This is a genomic window from Aquibium sp. A9E412, from assembly GCF_030398335.1.
Classification (GTDB): Bacteria; Pseudomonadota; Alphaproteobacteria; order Rhizobiales; family Rhizobiaceae; genus A9E412.
The window spans coordinates 1-14419 of sequence record NZ_JAOAOP010000014.1; the positions used below are offsets into that span (position 1 = coordinate 1).

Consider the following 14419-nt stretch of genomic DNA (forward strand, 5'->3'; position numbering starts at 1 on the left):
CCTCGGCAGCGGCCGCCGGCGCGGGCTTGTTGGCCGCGGTCGGCCGGGCGCGGCGGCGGGCTGCCGGCTTGTCGGGGGTGCGGGCCATGGGTTCCTTCTACCACGAAACGGGCAGCAAGCCGAACGTGCGGCCGCGCGCATGGTTCCACGGCCGGCCGGAACCAAGCCGCGACCGGCCGCGTTGCGCGCAGGAACGACAACAAGGTGCGGGGCGAGCGGCATCACGCGCATCGGCTTCGGCGGCCGGGACCGGCGGTCCCGCCGGGCGCGCCGGACGGCCCCGCGGCCGACCACACGCGGACCAGCGAACGGAACTCCATGGCCAGACCGCAAAAGCCGATCGTCCTCATCACCGGCGCGGCGGGCAACATCGGCGGCCATCTCGCCGATGCGCTGTCGGACGCCTATCACGTCGTCGGGCTCGACATGCCCGGCAAGACCTCGCCGCACCCGCTGATCGAGATCGACATCACCTCCGACGATTCCGTCGCGCTCGCCCTGACGAAGTTCGCCCAGGGCTACGGCAAGTCGATCGCCGCGGTCGTCCATCTGGCCGCCTATTTCGACTTCACCGGCGAGGAGAGCCCGCTCTACGAGGCGGTCAACATCGAAGGCACGCGCCGGCTGCTGCGCGCGCTGCAGGACTTCGAGGTCGGCCGCTTCATCTATTCCGGCACCATGCTGGTGCACCGCGCCGGCACACCCGGCACGCGCATCGACGAGACGACGCCGGTCGAGCCGCAATGGGCCTACCCGCAGTCGAAGGCGGCGGCCGAGGCGGCGATCCGCGCCGAGCACGGCCACATCCCCTACCTGCTCCTGCATCTGGCGGGCCTCTACAGCGAGGCGGCGGCCGTTCCCACCCTGTCGCACCAGATCGCCCGCATCTACGAGCGCGACATCAAGAGCCGGCTCTACTCGGGCGACCTGCGCTCGGGCCAGTCCTTCATCCACCAGGACGACCTGATGGACCTGTTCCGCCGCGCCGTCGACCGGCGCGACGAGCTGCCGGACGACTGCGTCATCCTGGCCGGCGAGCCCGAGGCGGTGTCCTACGCCACGCTGCAGGACCGCATCGGCGAGCTGATCCACGGCCGCGACGCGTGGTACACGATCTCGGTGCCCAAGCCGGTCGCCAAGGCCGGCGCCTGGGTGGAGGAGAAGTCGGAGCCGATCGTGCCCGACGACTTCGACCAGGGCGAGAAGCCCTTCATCCGTCCCTTCATGATCGACATGGCCGACGACCACTACGCGCTCGACGTCTCGCGGGCGCGCCGCCTGCTCGGCTGGGAGCCGCGCCATGCGATCCTCGACACCCTGCCGGCGATGATCGCCGCGCTGAAGCGCGATCCGCTCGCCTGGTATCAGAGGAACGGGATCACCCCGCCCGACTGGATGAACCGCGCGGCCGAGCACGCGGTCAATCCCGAGGCGGTGCGCCGGCGCCACGAGAGCCACTACCACAGCGAGCACAAACGCAACCTGTGGGCGCATTTCGCGGTCGCCGGGCTCGGCACCTGGCTGCTCACCTCGCCGGCCACGCTCGGCTATGGCGGCACGCCGCTGGCCGCCAGCGACTACGCCTCCGGCGCCGCGCTGCTGGTGCTCGGCATGCTGTCGCTGTCGTGGCGGCTCGCCGCCGCGCGCTTCGCGGCGGCCGCCGTCGGCCTGTGGCTGCTCGCCGCGCCGCTCGTCTTCTGGACCGGCTCGGCCTCCGGCTATCTGAACTCGACGCTCGTCGGCACCTTCGTCATCGCGTTCGCCATGATGCTGCCGCCGATCCCCGGGGTGGCGGCGGTGGCCGCCGAGACGGGGCCGAGCGTGCCGGTCGGCTGGTCCTACAACCCCTCGGCCTGGCTGCAGCGCCTGCCGATCATCCTGCTCGCCTTCGTCGGGCTCTATTTCTCGCGCTATCTGGCCGCCTATCAGCTCGGCCACATCGACGGCGTGTGGGAGCCCTTCTTCCCCGGCACGGTGGCGGGCAAGAACGGCACCGAGGACGTCATCACCTCGCGCGTGTCGGAGGCCTGGCCGGTGCCCGACGCCGGCCTCGGCGCGGCGACCTACATCCTCGAGATCCTCACCGGCGCGCTCGGCAGCCGTGCGCGCTGGCGCACCATGCCGTGGCTGGTGCTCGCCTTCGGCGTCATGATCGTGCCGCTCGGCATCGTCTCGATCACCTTCATCATCATCCAGCCGATCGTCATCGGCACCTGGTGCACGCTGTGCCTGATCGGCGCGGCGGCGATGCTGGTGCAGATCCCCTACTCGCTCGACGAGCTGGTCGCGACGATCCAGTTCCTGGCCCGCCGCCGGCGCGCCGGGGCGCCGCTGCTGCGCATCTTCTTCACCGGCGACACCGACACCGAAAGCGGCCTGCGCGACCCGGAAAGCTTCGAGCGCCATCCCGGCGCGATCGTCCGCGAGATGGTGGCCGGCGGTCTCAGCGTGCCGTGGAACCTGGGACTGTGCCTGGCGATCGGCGTCTGGCTGATGTTCACCCGGCTGACGCTCGGCACCGACGGCGCGATGGCCGATGCCGACCACCTGATCGGCGCGCTGGTCGTCACCGTCACCGTGATCGCCTTCGCCGAGGTGGCGCGACCGCTGCGCCTGCTCAATGTCGGCTTCGGCCTGGCGCTGACGATCACCCCCTTCGTGCTCGACACCACGCTGTTGGCGACGGGCGCCTCGCTGGTCGCCGGCGTGCTGCTGATCGGCCTCAGCCTGCGGCGCGGGCCGGTGCGGGCGAAATGGGGCGGCCTCGAGCGCTACGCGGTGTGAACGGCGGACGCGAAACCGAGGCGCCGCCGCCGCGTTGACCCCGAGCAAGCAAGGCCGCCGCGGCGGCCCGAACCGCAAGGAGACGATGATGGCCGACGACAAGGGTCACCCCGCGCCGAAGAAGACCAGGCCCGGCAAGGCGACGGAAGCCGACTTCGCCGCCCGCAAGATGGGCCGCAACAGCCTGCAGGGCGACGATCAGGAGAACGTGCGCAACCAGCGCCAGGTGGTGCCGGACGTCAAGACCGAGCCCGACGAGGTGATGGAAAGCTTCGAGAAGACCGACAAGGACGTGCGCGCACGCACCGATCTGGGCAAGGGAAACCGGAGCGGCAAGCCATGACGAGAACGCCATGGCCCGTGCTCGCGGCGGTCCTCGCGGCTCTGGTGGCCGCCCCCGCCGCGGCGCAGGACGACGGCGCGGCGGCGGACGCCGACGCGCCGGAAGGCCGCGAGAAGCTGCAGGACTTCGACACCGCGCCGGTCATCATCAAGCAGCGCGCCCATGACGAGACCGCCGTCGAGACGCCGCCGGAGCTGCTCAGCGCCGACCAGGCCTGGGTGCAATTGCGCGGCACCTGGGTCGGCAACGGCACCTGCGCGCCGTCGGCCGGCGACGACGGCCGGGGGCTGGTCGTCACCGACACCCAGATCCTGTGGAACGGCACCGCCTGCGCCGTGCGCGAGGTCGAGACCTCGGCCGAGGGCGAGGCCACCGTGCAGGCGCAGTGCGCCATCAACGGCGAGCGCGTGCCGCGCATCTTCCGCTGGGTCGTCGAAGGCGACAGCCTGACGATGCGCTACCGCGACGACGGCGCCTGGCGCGACGCGGCGCTGACGCGCTGCCCCGAGTAGCGGCGGCGCGCCGCCGACGGTGCGCGTCGACCGGGCGAACCCGCCTGGCCGACAGCACGCGCGTCACGGAAGCGCAGATCGGCTCCTGCATGTTGTCTTGACGCGTCTGCGGACGGCGAAGCGGTTTCCACGTCGCCTGGAAACGCGCTAGGCGTCGCCGCGCTGCGGCCCGTCCCGGGCGGGGTCGGCAGGCGCCTCGCCCCGCTCCGCCTCGACGCGCGATTCGCCGAGCGTGTCGGCGACGACCGCGCCGCGCTCGCCGATCGGCTTCGGCGCGCCGGCGGTGGAATCGTGCCCCGTCTGGTGCTCCATCTCGGCGTTGAGCTCGGCCCCGACGAGCAGGATCAGCACCGAGATCCAGATCCACACCATGAAGCCGACGACGGCGCCGAGCGAGCCGTAGGTCGCGTTGTAGTCGGCGATGTTCTGCAGATAGAAGGAGAAGCCGAGCGAGGCGAGGATCCACACCGCGGTCGCCAGCAGGCCGCCCCAGGTGATCCAGCGCCACTTGGCCCGCTCGCGGCTCGGCGCGTAGCGGTAGATCAGCGTCACGACGGCGGCGATGAACAGGAAGGTGAGCGGCCAGCGGAACACGCGCACCAGGATGTCGGTGATGCCCTCCAGATTGAGGAAGGCGGCGACCGCCGGCAGCACGCCGACCAGCGCGACCAGCACGATGCCGACCAGCATGCCGATCAGCGTGAAGCCGAAGGACAGCAGGTTGAGCGCCACGATGCCGCGCTTCTCGGCCTCCTCGTAGGCGATGTTGAGCGCCTCGAACAGCGCCTTGACGCCGTTGTTGGCGCTCCAGAAGGCGATGGCGAAGCCGATCAGGAAGCCGAAGGACAGCGAATCGCTGTCCTGCTCGATCAGCTCGTCGAGCTGCTGGCTGATGAGGTCGAGGCCGCCGGCCGGCAGCAGCGCGGCGAGATAGGCGATGTGCTCGGCGATCGTCGCGGGATCGGCGAAGAAGCCGTACAGCGAGACGAAGGCGGCGAGCGCGGGAAACAGCGCCAGAAGCAGGTAGAAGGTGACGCCGGCGGCGACCAGCATCACGCGGTCGGCCATGATCTCGTTGAAGACGCGCCAGAAGATGTCCTTCCAGCCGCGCATGGGGATCCTGCCGGGATGCGCCGCATCGCGGCCGCGCCCCTCCTGCTGCATGCGCCGCTTGGTGACCGCCATGTCGCCCGCCATTCTCCCTTTTTCCGCCTTTCGCCCCGGTCCGGTTGGACTGTTAAGGCTTTTGTGCTGTAACCGTAGCTGTCCTGCCGGCCGGCGGAAAGCTTGCCCGCCGGCCTGGGGCGCCGCCGCCACGCGCTCAACCGGTTGCGGGTGCGGTCGGTTCCCCGCCAGGGCTCGATCGGGTGAGGCCCGGGCCGCCGGCGGCCCGGCGGGAGACATGTGTGACGCGTAGCACCGCTGGACGATCACCGCTGGGCCGGGCCGCCCTGGCATGCCTCGTCGGCCTCGGCGTGGCCGGCGCGCCGCCGCCGGCTGCCGCCTTCGAGCTCTTCGGCTTCACCTTCTTCGGGCGCGACGAGCCGGCCGACGACGTGATCGGCACGCCGCAGCCCTACACGCTCGATTTCGCCGTCACCGGCCCGCAGGAGGTGGAGGACGCGCTCAAGGCCGCCTCCAGCCTGTGGGCCGACCGCGACGAGCCGGCCTCCGGCGCCGCCGGGCTGATCGCCAAGGCGCGCGGCGACTACCGCAGGCTGCTCGATGCGCTCTATTCCGAGGCGCGCTACGCCGGCACGATCTCGATCACCATCGACGGCCGCCAGGCGACCGAGCTGGCGCCCGACGCCGTGCTCGCCGATCCCGCCCTGGTGCGCGTCGTCGTCACCGCCGGGCCGCTGTTCCGCTTCCAGACGGCGCGCGTCGTCAACGCGCCGCCGCCGGCGGTCGACCCCGACGACGTGGTCGACGATCCCGCCGCCGAAGGCTTCCGCAGCGGCGCGGAGGCGCGCTCCGGCGCCATCGTGCGGGCCGGCCGCCTGGCCGTCGAGGGCTGGCGCCAGCAGGGCCACGCCAAGGCCGAGGTCGCCGGCCGCGACGTGACCGCCGATCACCGCGACGACACCGTCGACGCGGTGGTGACGGTGGCGCCCGGCCGGCGCGCGGTCTACGGTCCCGTCTCGGTGCGCGGCACCGAGCGCATGGACCCCGGCTTCGTCGCCTACATGACCGGGCTGCAGCCCGGCGTCGAATACGACCCCGACAGCATGCAGAAGGCGGCCAACCGGCTTGCCCGCCTCGACGTCTTCCGGGCCGCCCGCCTGGTCGAGGCCGACGAGATCGGCGCCGACGGCACGCTGCCGATCACCGTCGTGGTGCAGGAGCGGCTGCCGCGCCGTTTCGGCGTCGGCGGCACCTTCTCGACCGTCGACGGTCTCGGCCTGGAGGCCTACTGGCTGCACCGCAACCTGTTCGGCCGCGCCGAACGGCTGCGCGTGGAGGGCCGCGTCGGCGGCATCGGCAAGACCTTCGATCCGACCGCCTTCACCTACCGGCTCGGCGCGATCTTCACCAAGCCGGGCATCTACACCCCCGACACCGACTTCGTCGCGTCGGTGTTCGGCGAGCGCGAGGTGCTGGAATCCTACACCCGCACCGGCGTCACCGGCGAGGCGGGCTTCAAGCACGACTTCAACGACGCGCTGTCCGGCCGGCTGATGGCGACCGGCGGCTACGCCCGCTTCGAGGACGATCTCGGCACCCGCGAGTTCACCACCGCCGGCCTGTCGGGCGCGCTGACCTTCGACAGCCGCGACGATCCGGCCGACGCCACGCAGGGCTTCTTCGTCGAGGCGGTGGCCGAGCCGTTCTACGAGTTCAACTACGGCAACGCCATCCTGCGCGGCACGATCGAGGGCCGCACCTATTACGGCTTCGGCGAGGACGACCGCGTGGTGGCGGCGGGGCGGCTGAAATTCGGCACGCTCTACGGCGCGCCGACGGCCGAGACGCCGCCCGACAAGCTGTTCTTCGCCGGCGGCGGCGGCTCGGTGCGCGGCTACGCCTATCGCAACATCGGCGTGCCGGTGCCCGGCGGCGTGGTCGGCGGCCACTCGCTGATCGAGGGCTCGGCGGAGCTGCGCGTGCGGGTGACCGACACGATCGGCGTCGTCGGCTTCGCCGACGCGGGCTATGTCGGCGACGACCCGATCCCCGACTTCAGCCAGGACCTCAGGGTCGGCGTCGGCGGCGGCGTGCGCTATCTCACCGGACTGGGACCGATCCGCCTCGACGTCGCCGTGCCGCTCGACCGCCGGCCGGGCGATCCGTCGGTGGCCTTCTACGCGGGAATTGGACAGGCATTCTGATGCGACGGCCACGCCCGACAGGACTTTTCCCGGCGCTCGCGCTCCTCGCGCTGCTGCTCGGCGCCCTCGCCCCGGCCGGCTTCGGCCCGGCGCTGACCGCCGCGCACGCCCAGGAGCAGGACCCCGAGGAGGAGCGCTCGCTGTTCGTCTCCTTCCTGGAGAACCAGCTTTCCACGCCCAACCGGCAGATCCGCATCTCCGGCATCCAGGGCGTGCTGTCGTCGCAGGCGACCATCGGCTCGATCACCGTCGCCGACCGCGAGGGCGTGTGGCTGACCATCGAGAACGCGGCGATCGACTGGAGCCGCTCGGCACTGCTGCTGCGCCAGCGCCTGGAGATCGAGCGGCTGGCCGCCGAGCGCATCGCCGTCAGCCGCCGGCCGCTGCCCGAGGAAGGCCTGCCGGCGCCCGAGGCGAGCCCGTTCCAGGTGCCCGAGCTGCCCATCGCGGTCGACCTCGACCGGCTGGAGATCGCCCGTCTGGTGTTCGGCGAGGACGTCTTCGGGCTCGCCTCCGAGCTGACCGTGGAGGGCAGCCTGCTGCTCGACGGCGGCGCGCTCGACACCGAGCTCGCCGTCGAGCGGCTCGACGGGCCCGGCGGCCAGTTCACGCTCGCCGCCAGCTACGACAACGCGACCGAGGCGCTGGCCGTCGACCTCGCCCTGAGCGAGCCGGCCGACGGCGTCGTCGCCAATCTGCTCGACATCGAGGGCCGGCCGCCGCTGTCGCTCGCGCTGTCGGGCGAAGGCCCGCTCGACGATCTCGACCTCGCGCTGGCGCTCGACACGCAGGGCGAACGGGTGCTCGAGGGCATCGCGCGGCTGCGCGGCCGCGCCGGCGGCATCGGCTTCGCCGTCGAGCTGTCGGGGCCGATCGCCCGGCTCGTGCCGGCCGCCTACCGCGACTTCTTCGGCGCCGAGACCGCGCTCACCGCCTCCGGCCTCGCCAAGGACGGCGGCGGCTTGCGGCTCGACGCGCTAGCGCTCGAGAGCGCGGCGCTCACCCTCGACGCCGAAGCCGAGACCGGCGCCGACGGCTTCCTTCAGCGCCTGGCGCTCGAGGCAACGGTGGCCGAGCCGGGCGGCGCGCCGGTGCTGCTGCCGGTCGCCGGCGGCGAGACCACCGTCGGCCGCGCCACGCTCGCCGTCGATTTCGGCGGCGCCGGCGCCGAGCGCTGGACCGGCCGGCTCGCGGTCGATCGGCTGACGACCGGCAGCTTCGCGGCCGAGCGCGTCGCGCTCGACCTCGACGGCCTGGCGCAGAACCTGTCCGACCCGCAGACCCGCCGCATCACCTTCGCCGCCGACGGCGCGGTGACCGGCATCGTCGCCGAGCGGGCCGACGTCGCCGAGGCGCTCGGCGACCGGCTGGCGCTCGACGTGTCGGGCGCCTGGCAGGCGGGCACGCCGCTGCGCCTCGACGAGGCGACGCTGACCGGCAACGGCCTCGCCGTGCGGCTCGACGGCAGCGTGTCGGACTACGCCTTCGACGGCGACATCGCGGTCGAGGCCGAGAGCATCGCGCCGTTCTCCGGGCTCGCCGACCGCGCGCTGGCCGGCGCGCTCACCCTCGAGGCGGCGGGCACGGTGCGGCCGCTGTCCGGCGCCTTCGGCCTGACCCTCGACGGCACGGCGCGCGACCTGCGGATCGCCAACGAGGCCGCCGACAGCCTGCTCGGCGGCGTCACCCGCATCACCGGCCGGCTGGCCCGCGACGCCGACGGCCTGACCGCCGAGCGGCTCAGCGTCGCCAACGATCAGGTCGAGCTCACCGCCGACGGCACCTTTGCCAGCGACGCGGCCGACTTCCGCTTCGATCTCGCGCTGGCCGATCTCGCTCTGGTCTCCGAGCAGGCGTCCGGGCGGCTGACGGCGACGGGCACGGCCAACGGCGCGGACGGGCTGATCGCGCTGACCTTCTCGGCTGAGGTGCCGGAGGGCGAGCTCGCCGGCAAGCGGCTGACCGGCGCCGCGCTCGGCTTCGAGGGCACGCTGCAGGCCGGCGTGCTCGACGGCCGGGTGGCCGGCGACGCCTTCCTCGACGGCGTGCGCGCCACCCTCGAGGCCGGGTTGGTGACGACGCCCGAAGGCGCGCGCCGGCTGACCGACCTCGCCTTCTCCGCCGGCGGCGCGCGCGCCACCGGCAATCTGATGCAGCGCGCCGACGGCCTGTTCGAAGGCCGCCTCGACATCGACGCGCCGGACATCTCGACCGCCGCCGCGCTGGCGCTGGCCGAAGCGCGCGGCGCCCTCGACGGCACGCTTCAGCTGTCGGTCGCCGACGAGCGCCAGGATGCCGCGCTCGAGGCCGCGCTGCGCGACCTCGCCGTCGGCGACCTGACGATCGGCAGCGCCGACGTCGAGGCGACGGTCGAGGCGCTGTTCGCGGTGCCGCGCGTGCGCGGCACGCTTGCCGCGCGCGACGTGACGGCCGCCGGCATCGACATCGCGCGGCTCGCCGCCCGCGCCGACCGCCAGGGCGAGGCCACCGCGTTCTCCGCCGAGGCGGCGCTCGACAACGGCACCGACCTCGCCACCGCCGGCCGGCTGACGCCGACCGAGACGGGCTACCGCCTGGCGCTCGACGAGGCCCGCCTCGCCGGCCAGGGCGTGACGGCGCGGCTGGCCGAGCCGGCGACGCTCGCCGTCGCCGGCCAGACCGTCTCCTTCGACACGCTGCGCCTCGACATCGGCGGCGGCACGCTGACGGCCGCCGGCACGATCGCCGACGAGATCGACCTGTCGCTCGACATCGCCCGCCTGCCGCTGTCGGTCGCCAATGCGGTGCGGCCCGACCTCGGGCTCGGCGGCACGGTGAGCGGCAGCGCCTTAGTCCGCGGTCCGCGCGAAAGCCCCGAGGTGGACTTCGACGTGACCGGCAGCGGGCTGACCGCCGCGGCGCTGCGCGAGGCCGGCATCGCCGCCCTGTCCGTCACCGCCGAGGGCGCGACGCGCGGCGAGCGGCTGACGCTCGACGCCAGCCTCACCAGCCCCGACGGCGTGCGCGCCACGGTGCGCGGCAGCGCGCCGCTCGGCGACGGGCCGCTCGACCTGACCGTCGACCTTGCCGCCTTCCCGCTCGCCACGCTCGACCGGCTCGCCGGCGGCCAGGATCTGGCCGGCCGCGTCACCGGCAGCGCCCGCGTCGCCGGCACGCTCGCCGATCCCGACGTGAGCTTCGACCTGGCGGGCAGCGGCGTCGGCGCCGTGCCGCTGCGCCAGGCCGGCATCGCGGCGCTCGACGTGGCGGCGAACGGCCGCTACCGCTCCGGCACGGTGACGCTCGACGCGCTGTCGGTCGACGGGCCGCAGGGCCTGTCGCTCGACGGCCGCGGCCGCGTGCCGCTGACCGGCTCCGGCCTCGGCGTCAACCTCGCCGGCAGCGTGCCGCTGGCGCTCGCCGACCGCTTCCTGGCCGAGCGCGGGGCCCAGGTGACCGGCACGCTGACGCTCGACGTCTCGCTGACCGGCAGCCTGGCCGATCCGGTCGTGCGCGGTTCCTTCGCCGTCAGCGGCGCCGAGGCGGTCGACCCGATGTCGAACCTGCGGCTTGAATCGATCGCCCTGTCGGGCCGCATCGAGGGCGAGCAGGTGGTGCTCGGCGACGCCTCGGCCGCGCTCGCCGCCGGCGGCACGGTGAGCGCCTCGGGGACGATCTCGACCAGCGCGGCGGCCGGCTTCCCGGCCGATCTCGCCATCCGGCTCGATTCCGCGCGCTATTCCGACGGCGACCTGGTGACGGCCACCGTCAGCGGCCGGCTGACGCTGACCGGGCCACTCGCCTTCGATCCACTGCTGGCCGGCGACCTGTCGGTGGCGAGCGCCGAGATCGTCGTGCCGGAAAGCCTCGGCGGCGGCGTGGCCGACATCGATGTCACGCACATCGCCCCGCCGCCGGAGGTCGCGCGCACGCTCGCCCGCGCCCGCGCCGACGACGGCACGGCCATGCCCTCGGACCGGCCGAGCGTGCTGCGCCTCGACATCCGCCTGTCGGCGCCGCGCCGCATCTTCGTGCGCGGCCGCGGCCTCGACGCCGAGCTCGGCGGGTCGGTCGAGCTGACCGGCCCGGTCACCGCGATCCGCCCGGTCGGCGGCTTCGACCTGATCCGCGGCCGGCTGTCGATCCTCGGCCAGCGCATCGTCTTCGACGAGGGCCGGGTGACGCTGGTCGGCGATCTCGACCCGTTCCTCAACTTCGTCGCCCGCATCGAGGGCGCCGACATCACCGCCTTCATCACGGTCACCGGCCGCGTCTCCGATCTGGCGATCGAGTTCTCCTCGCAGCCCGAGCTGCCGCAGGAGGAGGTGCTGGCGCGCGTCATCTTCGACCGCAGCGTCGGCGAGCTGTCGCCGCTGCAGCTCGCCCAGCTCGCGGCAGCCGCAGCGGAGCTGGCCGGCGGCGCCGAGACCTCGCTGCTCGGCCAGCTGCGCGCCGCCACCGGGCTCGACGATCTCGACGTGGTGACCGACAGCGAGGGCAACGCCGCCGTGCGCGCCGGCCGCTACATCCAGGAAAACATCTATCTCGGGGTCGAGGCCGGCGCCCGCGGCGACACCCGCGCCACCATCAATCTCGACATCACCGAGGACCTGAAGGCGCGCGGCACGGTCGGCACCGACGGCGATTCCAGCCTCGGCGTGTTCTTCGAGAAGGATTACTAAAAGCGTTTCCAGGCGAAGTGGACACCGGTTCGCCGTCCGGAAACGCGTGAAAACAAGAACTTGCAGCCGATCTGCGGTCCCGTCAAAGGCAGACCGGCTCCAGGAACGCTCGGCGATCCGGCCCTCGCCGGCCGGACAGCCGGCGGTCGGGGGGAGGCGCAGGGCATGGACGGCATCGACATCGCCTCGGCATTCGAGCGGCTGGCGGAGCGCGCGCCGCAGCTCGGCTGGACGTTGGCCATCCTGGCCGCGGCGATCGCCGCCGCCCTGCTCGTGCACTGGCTCGTCTATCGCATCACCCGGCGCCTGGTCGCCCGGCAGGACCTGGTGTGGCGCTCGATCGTCGCGCGCACGTCCGGGCCGACGCGGCTTGCCGCCGTCATCGTCGCCGTGGCGTTCGCCTCGCCCCTCGCGGCCCCCTCGGAAGCCGGCAGCGCCATGCTGCGGCACGCCCTGCTCGTCTTCTTCATCGTGCTGGTGGCCTGGGTGGCGCGCACCGCGCTGCACATCTGGACGACCGTGCACCTGCGGCGCTTCAAGCTCGATTCGCACGACAACCTGCTCGCCCGCAAGCACGTCACCCAGACGCGCATCCTGCGCCGCGTCGCCGACACGCTGATCGTCGTCATCGCCATCGGCGCGGTGATGATGACCTTCGAGAGCGTGCGGCAGTACGGCGTCAGCCTGCTCGCCTCGGCCGGCGCGGCCGGTCTCGTCGTCGGCCTGGCGCTGCAGCCGCTGCTGAAGAACCTGTTCGCCGGCGTCCAGCTCGCGCTCACCCAGCCGATCCGCCTCGACGACGCGGTGATCGTCGAGGGCGAGTGGGGCAAGGTGGAGGAGATCACGTCGACCTACGTCGTGGTGCGCATCTGGGACTGGCGGCGCATGATCCTGCCGCTCAGCTACTTCATCGAGCAGCCGTTCCAGAACTGGACCCGCGAGACCGCCTCGCTGATCGGGGCGGTGAAGCTCTATGTCGACTACACCGTGCCGGTCGAGGCGCTGCGCGCCAGGGTGGCCGAGGTGCTCGCCGAGACGGAGCTGTGGGACGGCGACGTGATGGCGGTGCAGGTGACCGATCTCGGCGAGACGACGATGACGGTGCGCGTCATCGCCAGCGCGGCCGATTCCGGCAAGGCGTGGGACCTGCGCTGCCTGCTGCGCGAACGCCTCGTCGCCTATCTGCAGGAAAACCACCCCGAGGCCCTGCCCCGGCTGCGCGCCGACGTGGCCGGCCGCCTGGCCACCGGGCCGGAGCCGGTGGACGACGCGCCGGGACCGACGCCCTGACGGCACGCCGGCCGGCCGCGCGTCGCGGCCGGACAAAAGAAAAGCCGGCCCTAGGGCCGGCTTACGACACGCAGTTCTGGGGTTGGGGGGCGTGGGGGGAGTGCGTGCCGCGTGCAGGGGTAATGCGCATCCGGCCGGCGGGTTCCCGCGCTCTTCGAAAAAAAACGCGCCGCCGTGAAAAAAAGTGCCGGCGGCGGTGCGCCGACCGCCGCCGGGCACCGCAGGCCTCAGTCCTTCAGGATGAAGGTCACCTTCATGTCGACGCGGTATTCGGCCACACGGCCGTCCTCGACCCGCGCCTTGATGCCGGCGACCCACACCTGCTCGATGTTGTCCAGCGTCTTGTTCGCCCGCTCGACGCCGTTCTTGATGGCGTCCTCGATGCTCGAGCCGGCGGCGTTGATTTCGGTGATGCGTGCGATCGACATGGCTGTCTCCTTTGCTCGGATCGCCGTTTCGTCCCCCGCCCGCAACGCGGACGGCGGCGTGCCGCCCGCCTCGCCTCGCGCGCGCCGTCAGGCGCGGTCGGCCACGCCGCTCTCGCCGGATTCGCCGGCGCAGTGGGCGCAGCAGTAGACGGTGCCGTCCACCTCGACGCCGTGGCCGATCACCCGGCAGCCGCAATGCGCGCAGCGCGGCGCAAGCGCGTGGATGGCGCATTCGAAGCTGTCGAAGACGTGGGTCTCGCCGGCCATCGTGACCTCGAAGGCCTTGTCGTAGCTGTTGCCGCAGACTTCGCATCTGGCCATGATCGTCTCCCCGGTTGGCTTTGCTTGGCGAACGGAGCCCCGCGCGGTTTTGTTCCCGATCAAGGCGCGCGAAATGGCGGCGTGCGACGCCCGAGACGCTCCGGAAACGAAGCGCGGCGCGACGCGTTTCGCCAACGGGGGCGAGACAGTTTGCAAGGAGAACACGGATGCAGGTGCCGCTCGAGATCGCCTTTCACAATCTGGAGAAGTCGGACTGGGCCGAGGCGGAGATCCGCGCGCGTGCCGAAAAGCTGGAGGACATCTACGACCGCATCATCGCCTGCCGGGTGCATGTCGACCAGCGCGCCAAGACGCCGCGCAGCACGCCGCCCGTGGTGCGCATCGAGGTGAGCATTCCCGGCGGCAAGCCGCTGATCGTCGCCTACGAGCCGCACCGGCTGCAGCAGCGCTACCAGAACCCGGACCTGCGCAACGCCATCAACGACGCCTTCGACGCGGCCGAGCGCCAGCTGCGCGACCTGAAGACCCGGCGCGAAGGGCGCACCAAGGCGCCGCAGCACGATTCCGCGCAGCGCTTCCGCGGCGAGGTCGCCGAGATGGCCGCCGAGCGCGACCACGGCTTCCTGCTGACCAAGGAGGGCAGCCTGCTCTACTTCCACCGCAACAGCGTGCTGGAGGGCGATTTCGACGCGCTCGGCCGCGGCGACACGGTGCACTACGTGGAGGAGATCGGCGACACCGGGCCGATCGCCAGCAAGGTCTGGGTGGCGGCGGGCTGACGCGCGGGGCC

General features: G+C 72.7%; 10 protein-coding genes. 7 read left to right on the forward strand and 3 right to left on the reverse strand.

The genetic code is table 11. The features are described 5' to 3' along the window. Positions 1–318: 318 nt before the first annotated feature. The 3 genes from N1F89_RS07680 (at position 319) to N1F89_RS07690 (ending at position 3639) form a co-directional block, all read left to right on the forward strand. Complete coding sequence (locus N1F89_RS07680) at positions 319–2784, forward strand: vitamin K epoxide reductase family protein (protein ID WP_290083060.1); 2466 nt, start codon at positions 319–321, stop codon at positions 2782–2784. A gap of 88 nt (positions 2785–2872) precedes the next feature. Further along, positions 2873–3127, forward strand: a complete 255-nt coding sequence (locus tag N1F89_RS07685; RefSeq protein ID WP_290083062.1) for a hypothetical protein — start codon at positions 2873–2875, stop codon at positions 3125–3127. Beyond that, entirely contained in the window at positions 3124–3639 is a 516-nt protein-coding gene (locus N1F89_RS07690; protein ID WP_290083064.1) for a hypothetical protein, read from the forward strand. The genes N1F89_RS07685 and N1F89_RS07690 overlap by 4 nt, the downstream gene beginning before the upstream one ends. Before the next feature lie 147 nt (positions 3640–3786). On the opposite strand, the gene N1F89_RS07695 is transcribed toward N1F89_RS07690, so the two are convergent. Then, positions 3787–4836, reverse strand: coding sequence for a YihY/virulence factor BrkB family protein (locus N1F89_RS07695; RefSeq protein WP_290083066.1), 1050 nt, complete (start codon positions 4834–4836; stop codon positions 3787–3789). A 209-nt stretch (positions 4837–5045) separates the two neighbouring features. Here N1F89_RS07695 and N1F89_RS07700 point away from each other — a divergent pair, with 209 nt between their 5' ends. The 3 genes from N1F89_RS07700 (at position 5046) to N1F89_RS07710 (ending at position 12919) form a co-directional block, all read left to right on the forward strand. Beyond that, complete coding sequence (locus N1F89_RS07700) at positions 5046–6968, forward strand: autotransporter assembly complex family protein (RefSeq protein ID WP_354670312.1); 1923 nt, start codon at positions 5046–5048, stop codon at positions 6966–6968. After that, positions 6968–11629, forward strand: a complete 4662-nt coding sequence (locus N1F89_RS07705; RefSeq protein WP_290083067.1) for a translocation/assembly module TamB domain-containing protein — start codon at positions 6968–6970, stop codon at positions 11627–11629. The genes N1F89_RS07700 and N1F89_RS07705 overlap by 1 nt, the downstream gene beginning before the upstream one ends. 165 nt (positions 11630–11794) lie before the next feature. Beyond that, positions 11795–12919, forward strand: coding sequence for a mechanosensitive ion channel family protein (locus tag N1F89_RS07710; protein ID WP_290083069.1), 1125 nt, complete (start codon positions 11795–11797; stop codon positions 12917–12919). 227 nt (positions 12920–13146) lie between these two features. Here the strand turns inward: N1F89_RS07710 and N1F89_RS07715 are convergent, their stop codons facing one another. Then, entirely contained in the window at positions 13147–13347 is a 201-nt protein-coding gene (locus N1F89_RS07715) for a dodecin family protein (protein WP_290083070.1), read from the reverse strand. An 87-nt stretch (positions 13348–13434) separates the two neighbouring features. Beyond that, the gene (locus tag N1F89_RS07720) at positions 13435–13668 is read right to left on the reverse strand and encodes a hypothetical protein (protein ID WP_290083072.1); all 234 of its coding nucleotides are present in this window, start codon (positions 13666–13668) and stop codon (positions 13435–13437) included. Positions 13669–13835: 167 nt separating this feature from the next. Here N1F89_RS07720 and N1F89_RS07725 point away from each other — a divergent pair, with 167 nt between their 5' ends. Beyond that, positions 13836–14408, forward strand: coding sequence for an HPF/RaiA family ribosome-associated protein (locus tag N1F89_RS07725; RefSeq protein ID WP_290083073.1), 573 nt, complete (start codon positions 13836–13838; stop codon positions 14406–14408). The last annotated feature ends 11 nt before the right edge of the window (positions 14409–14419 follow it).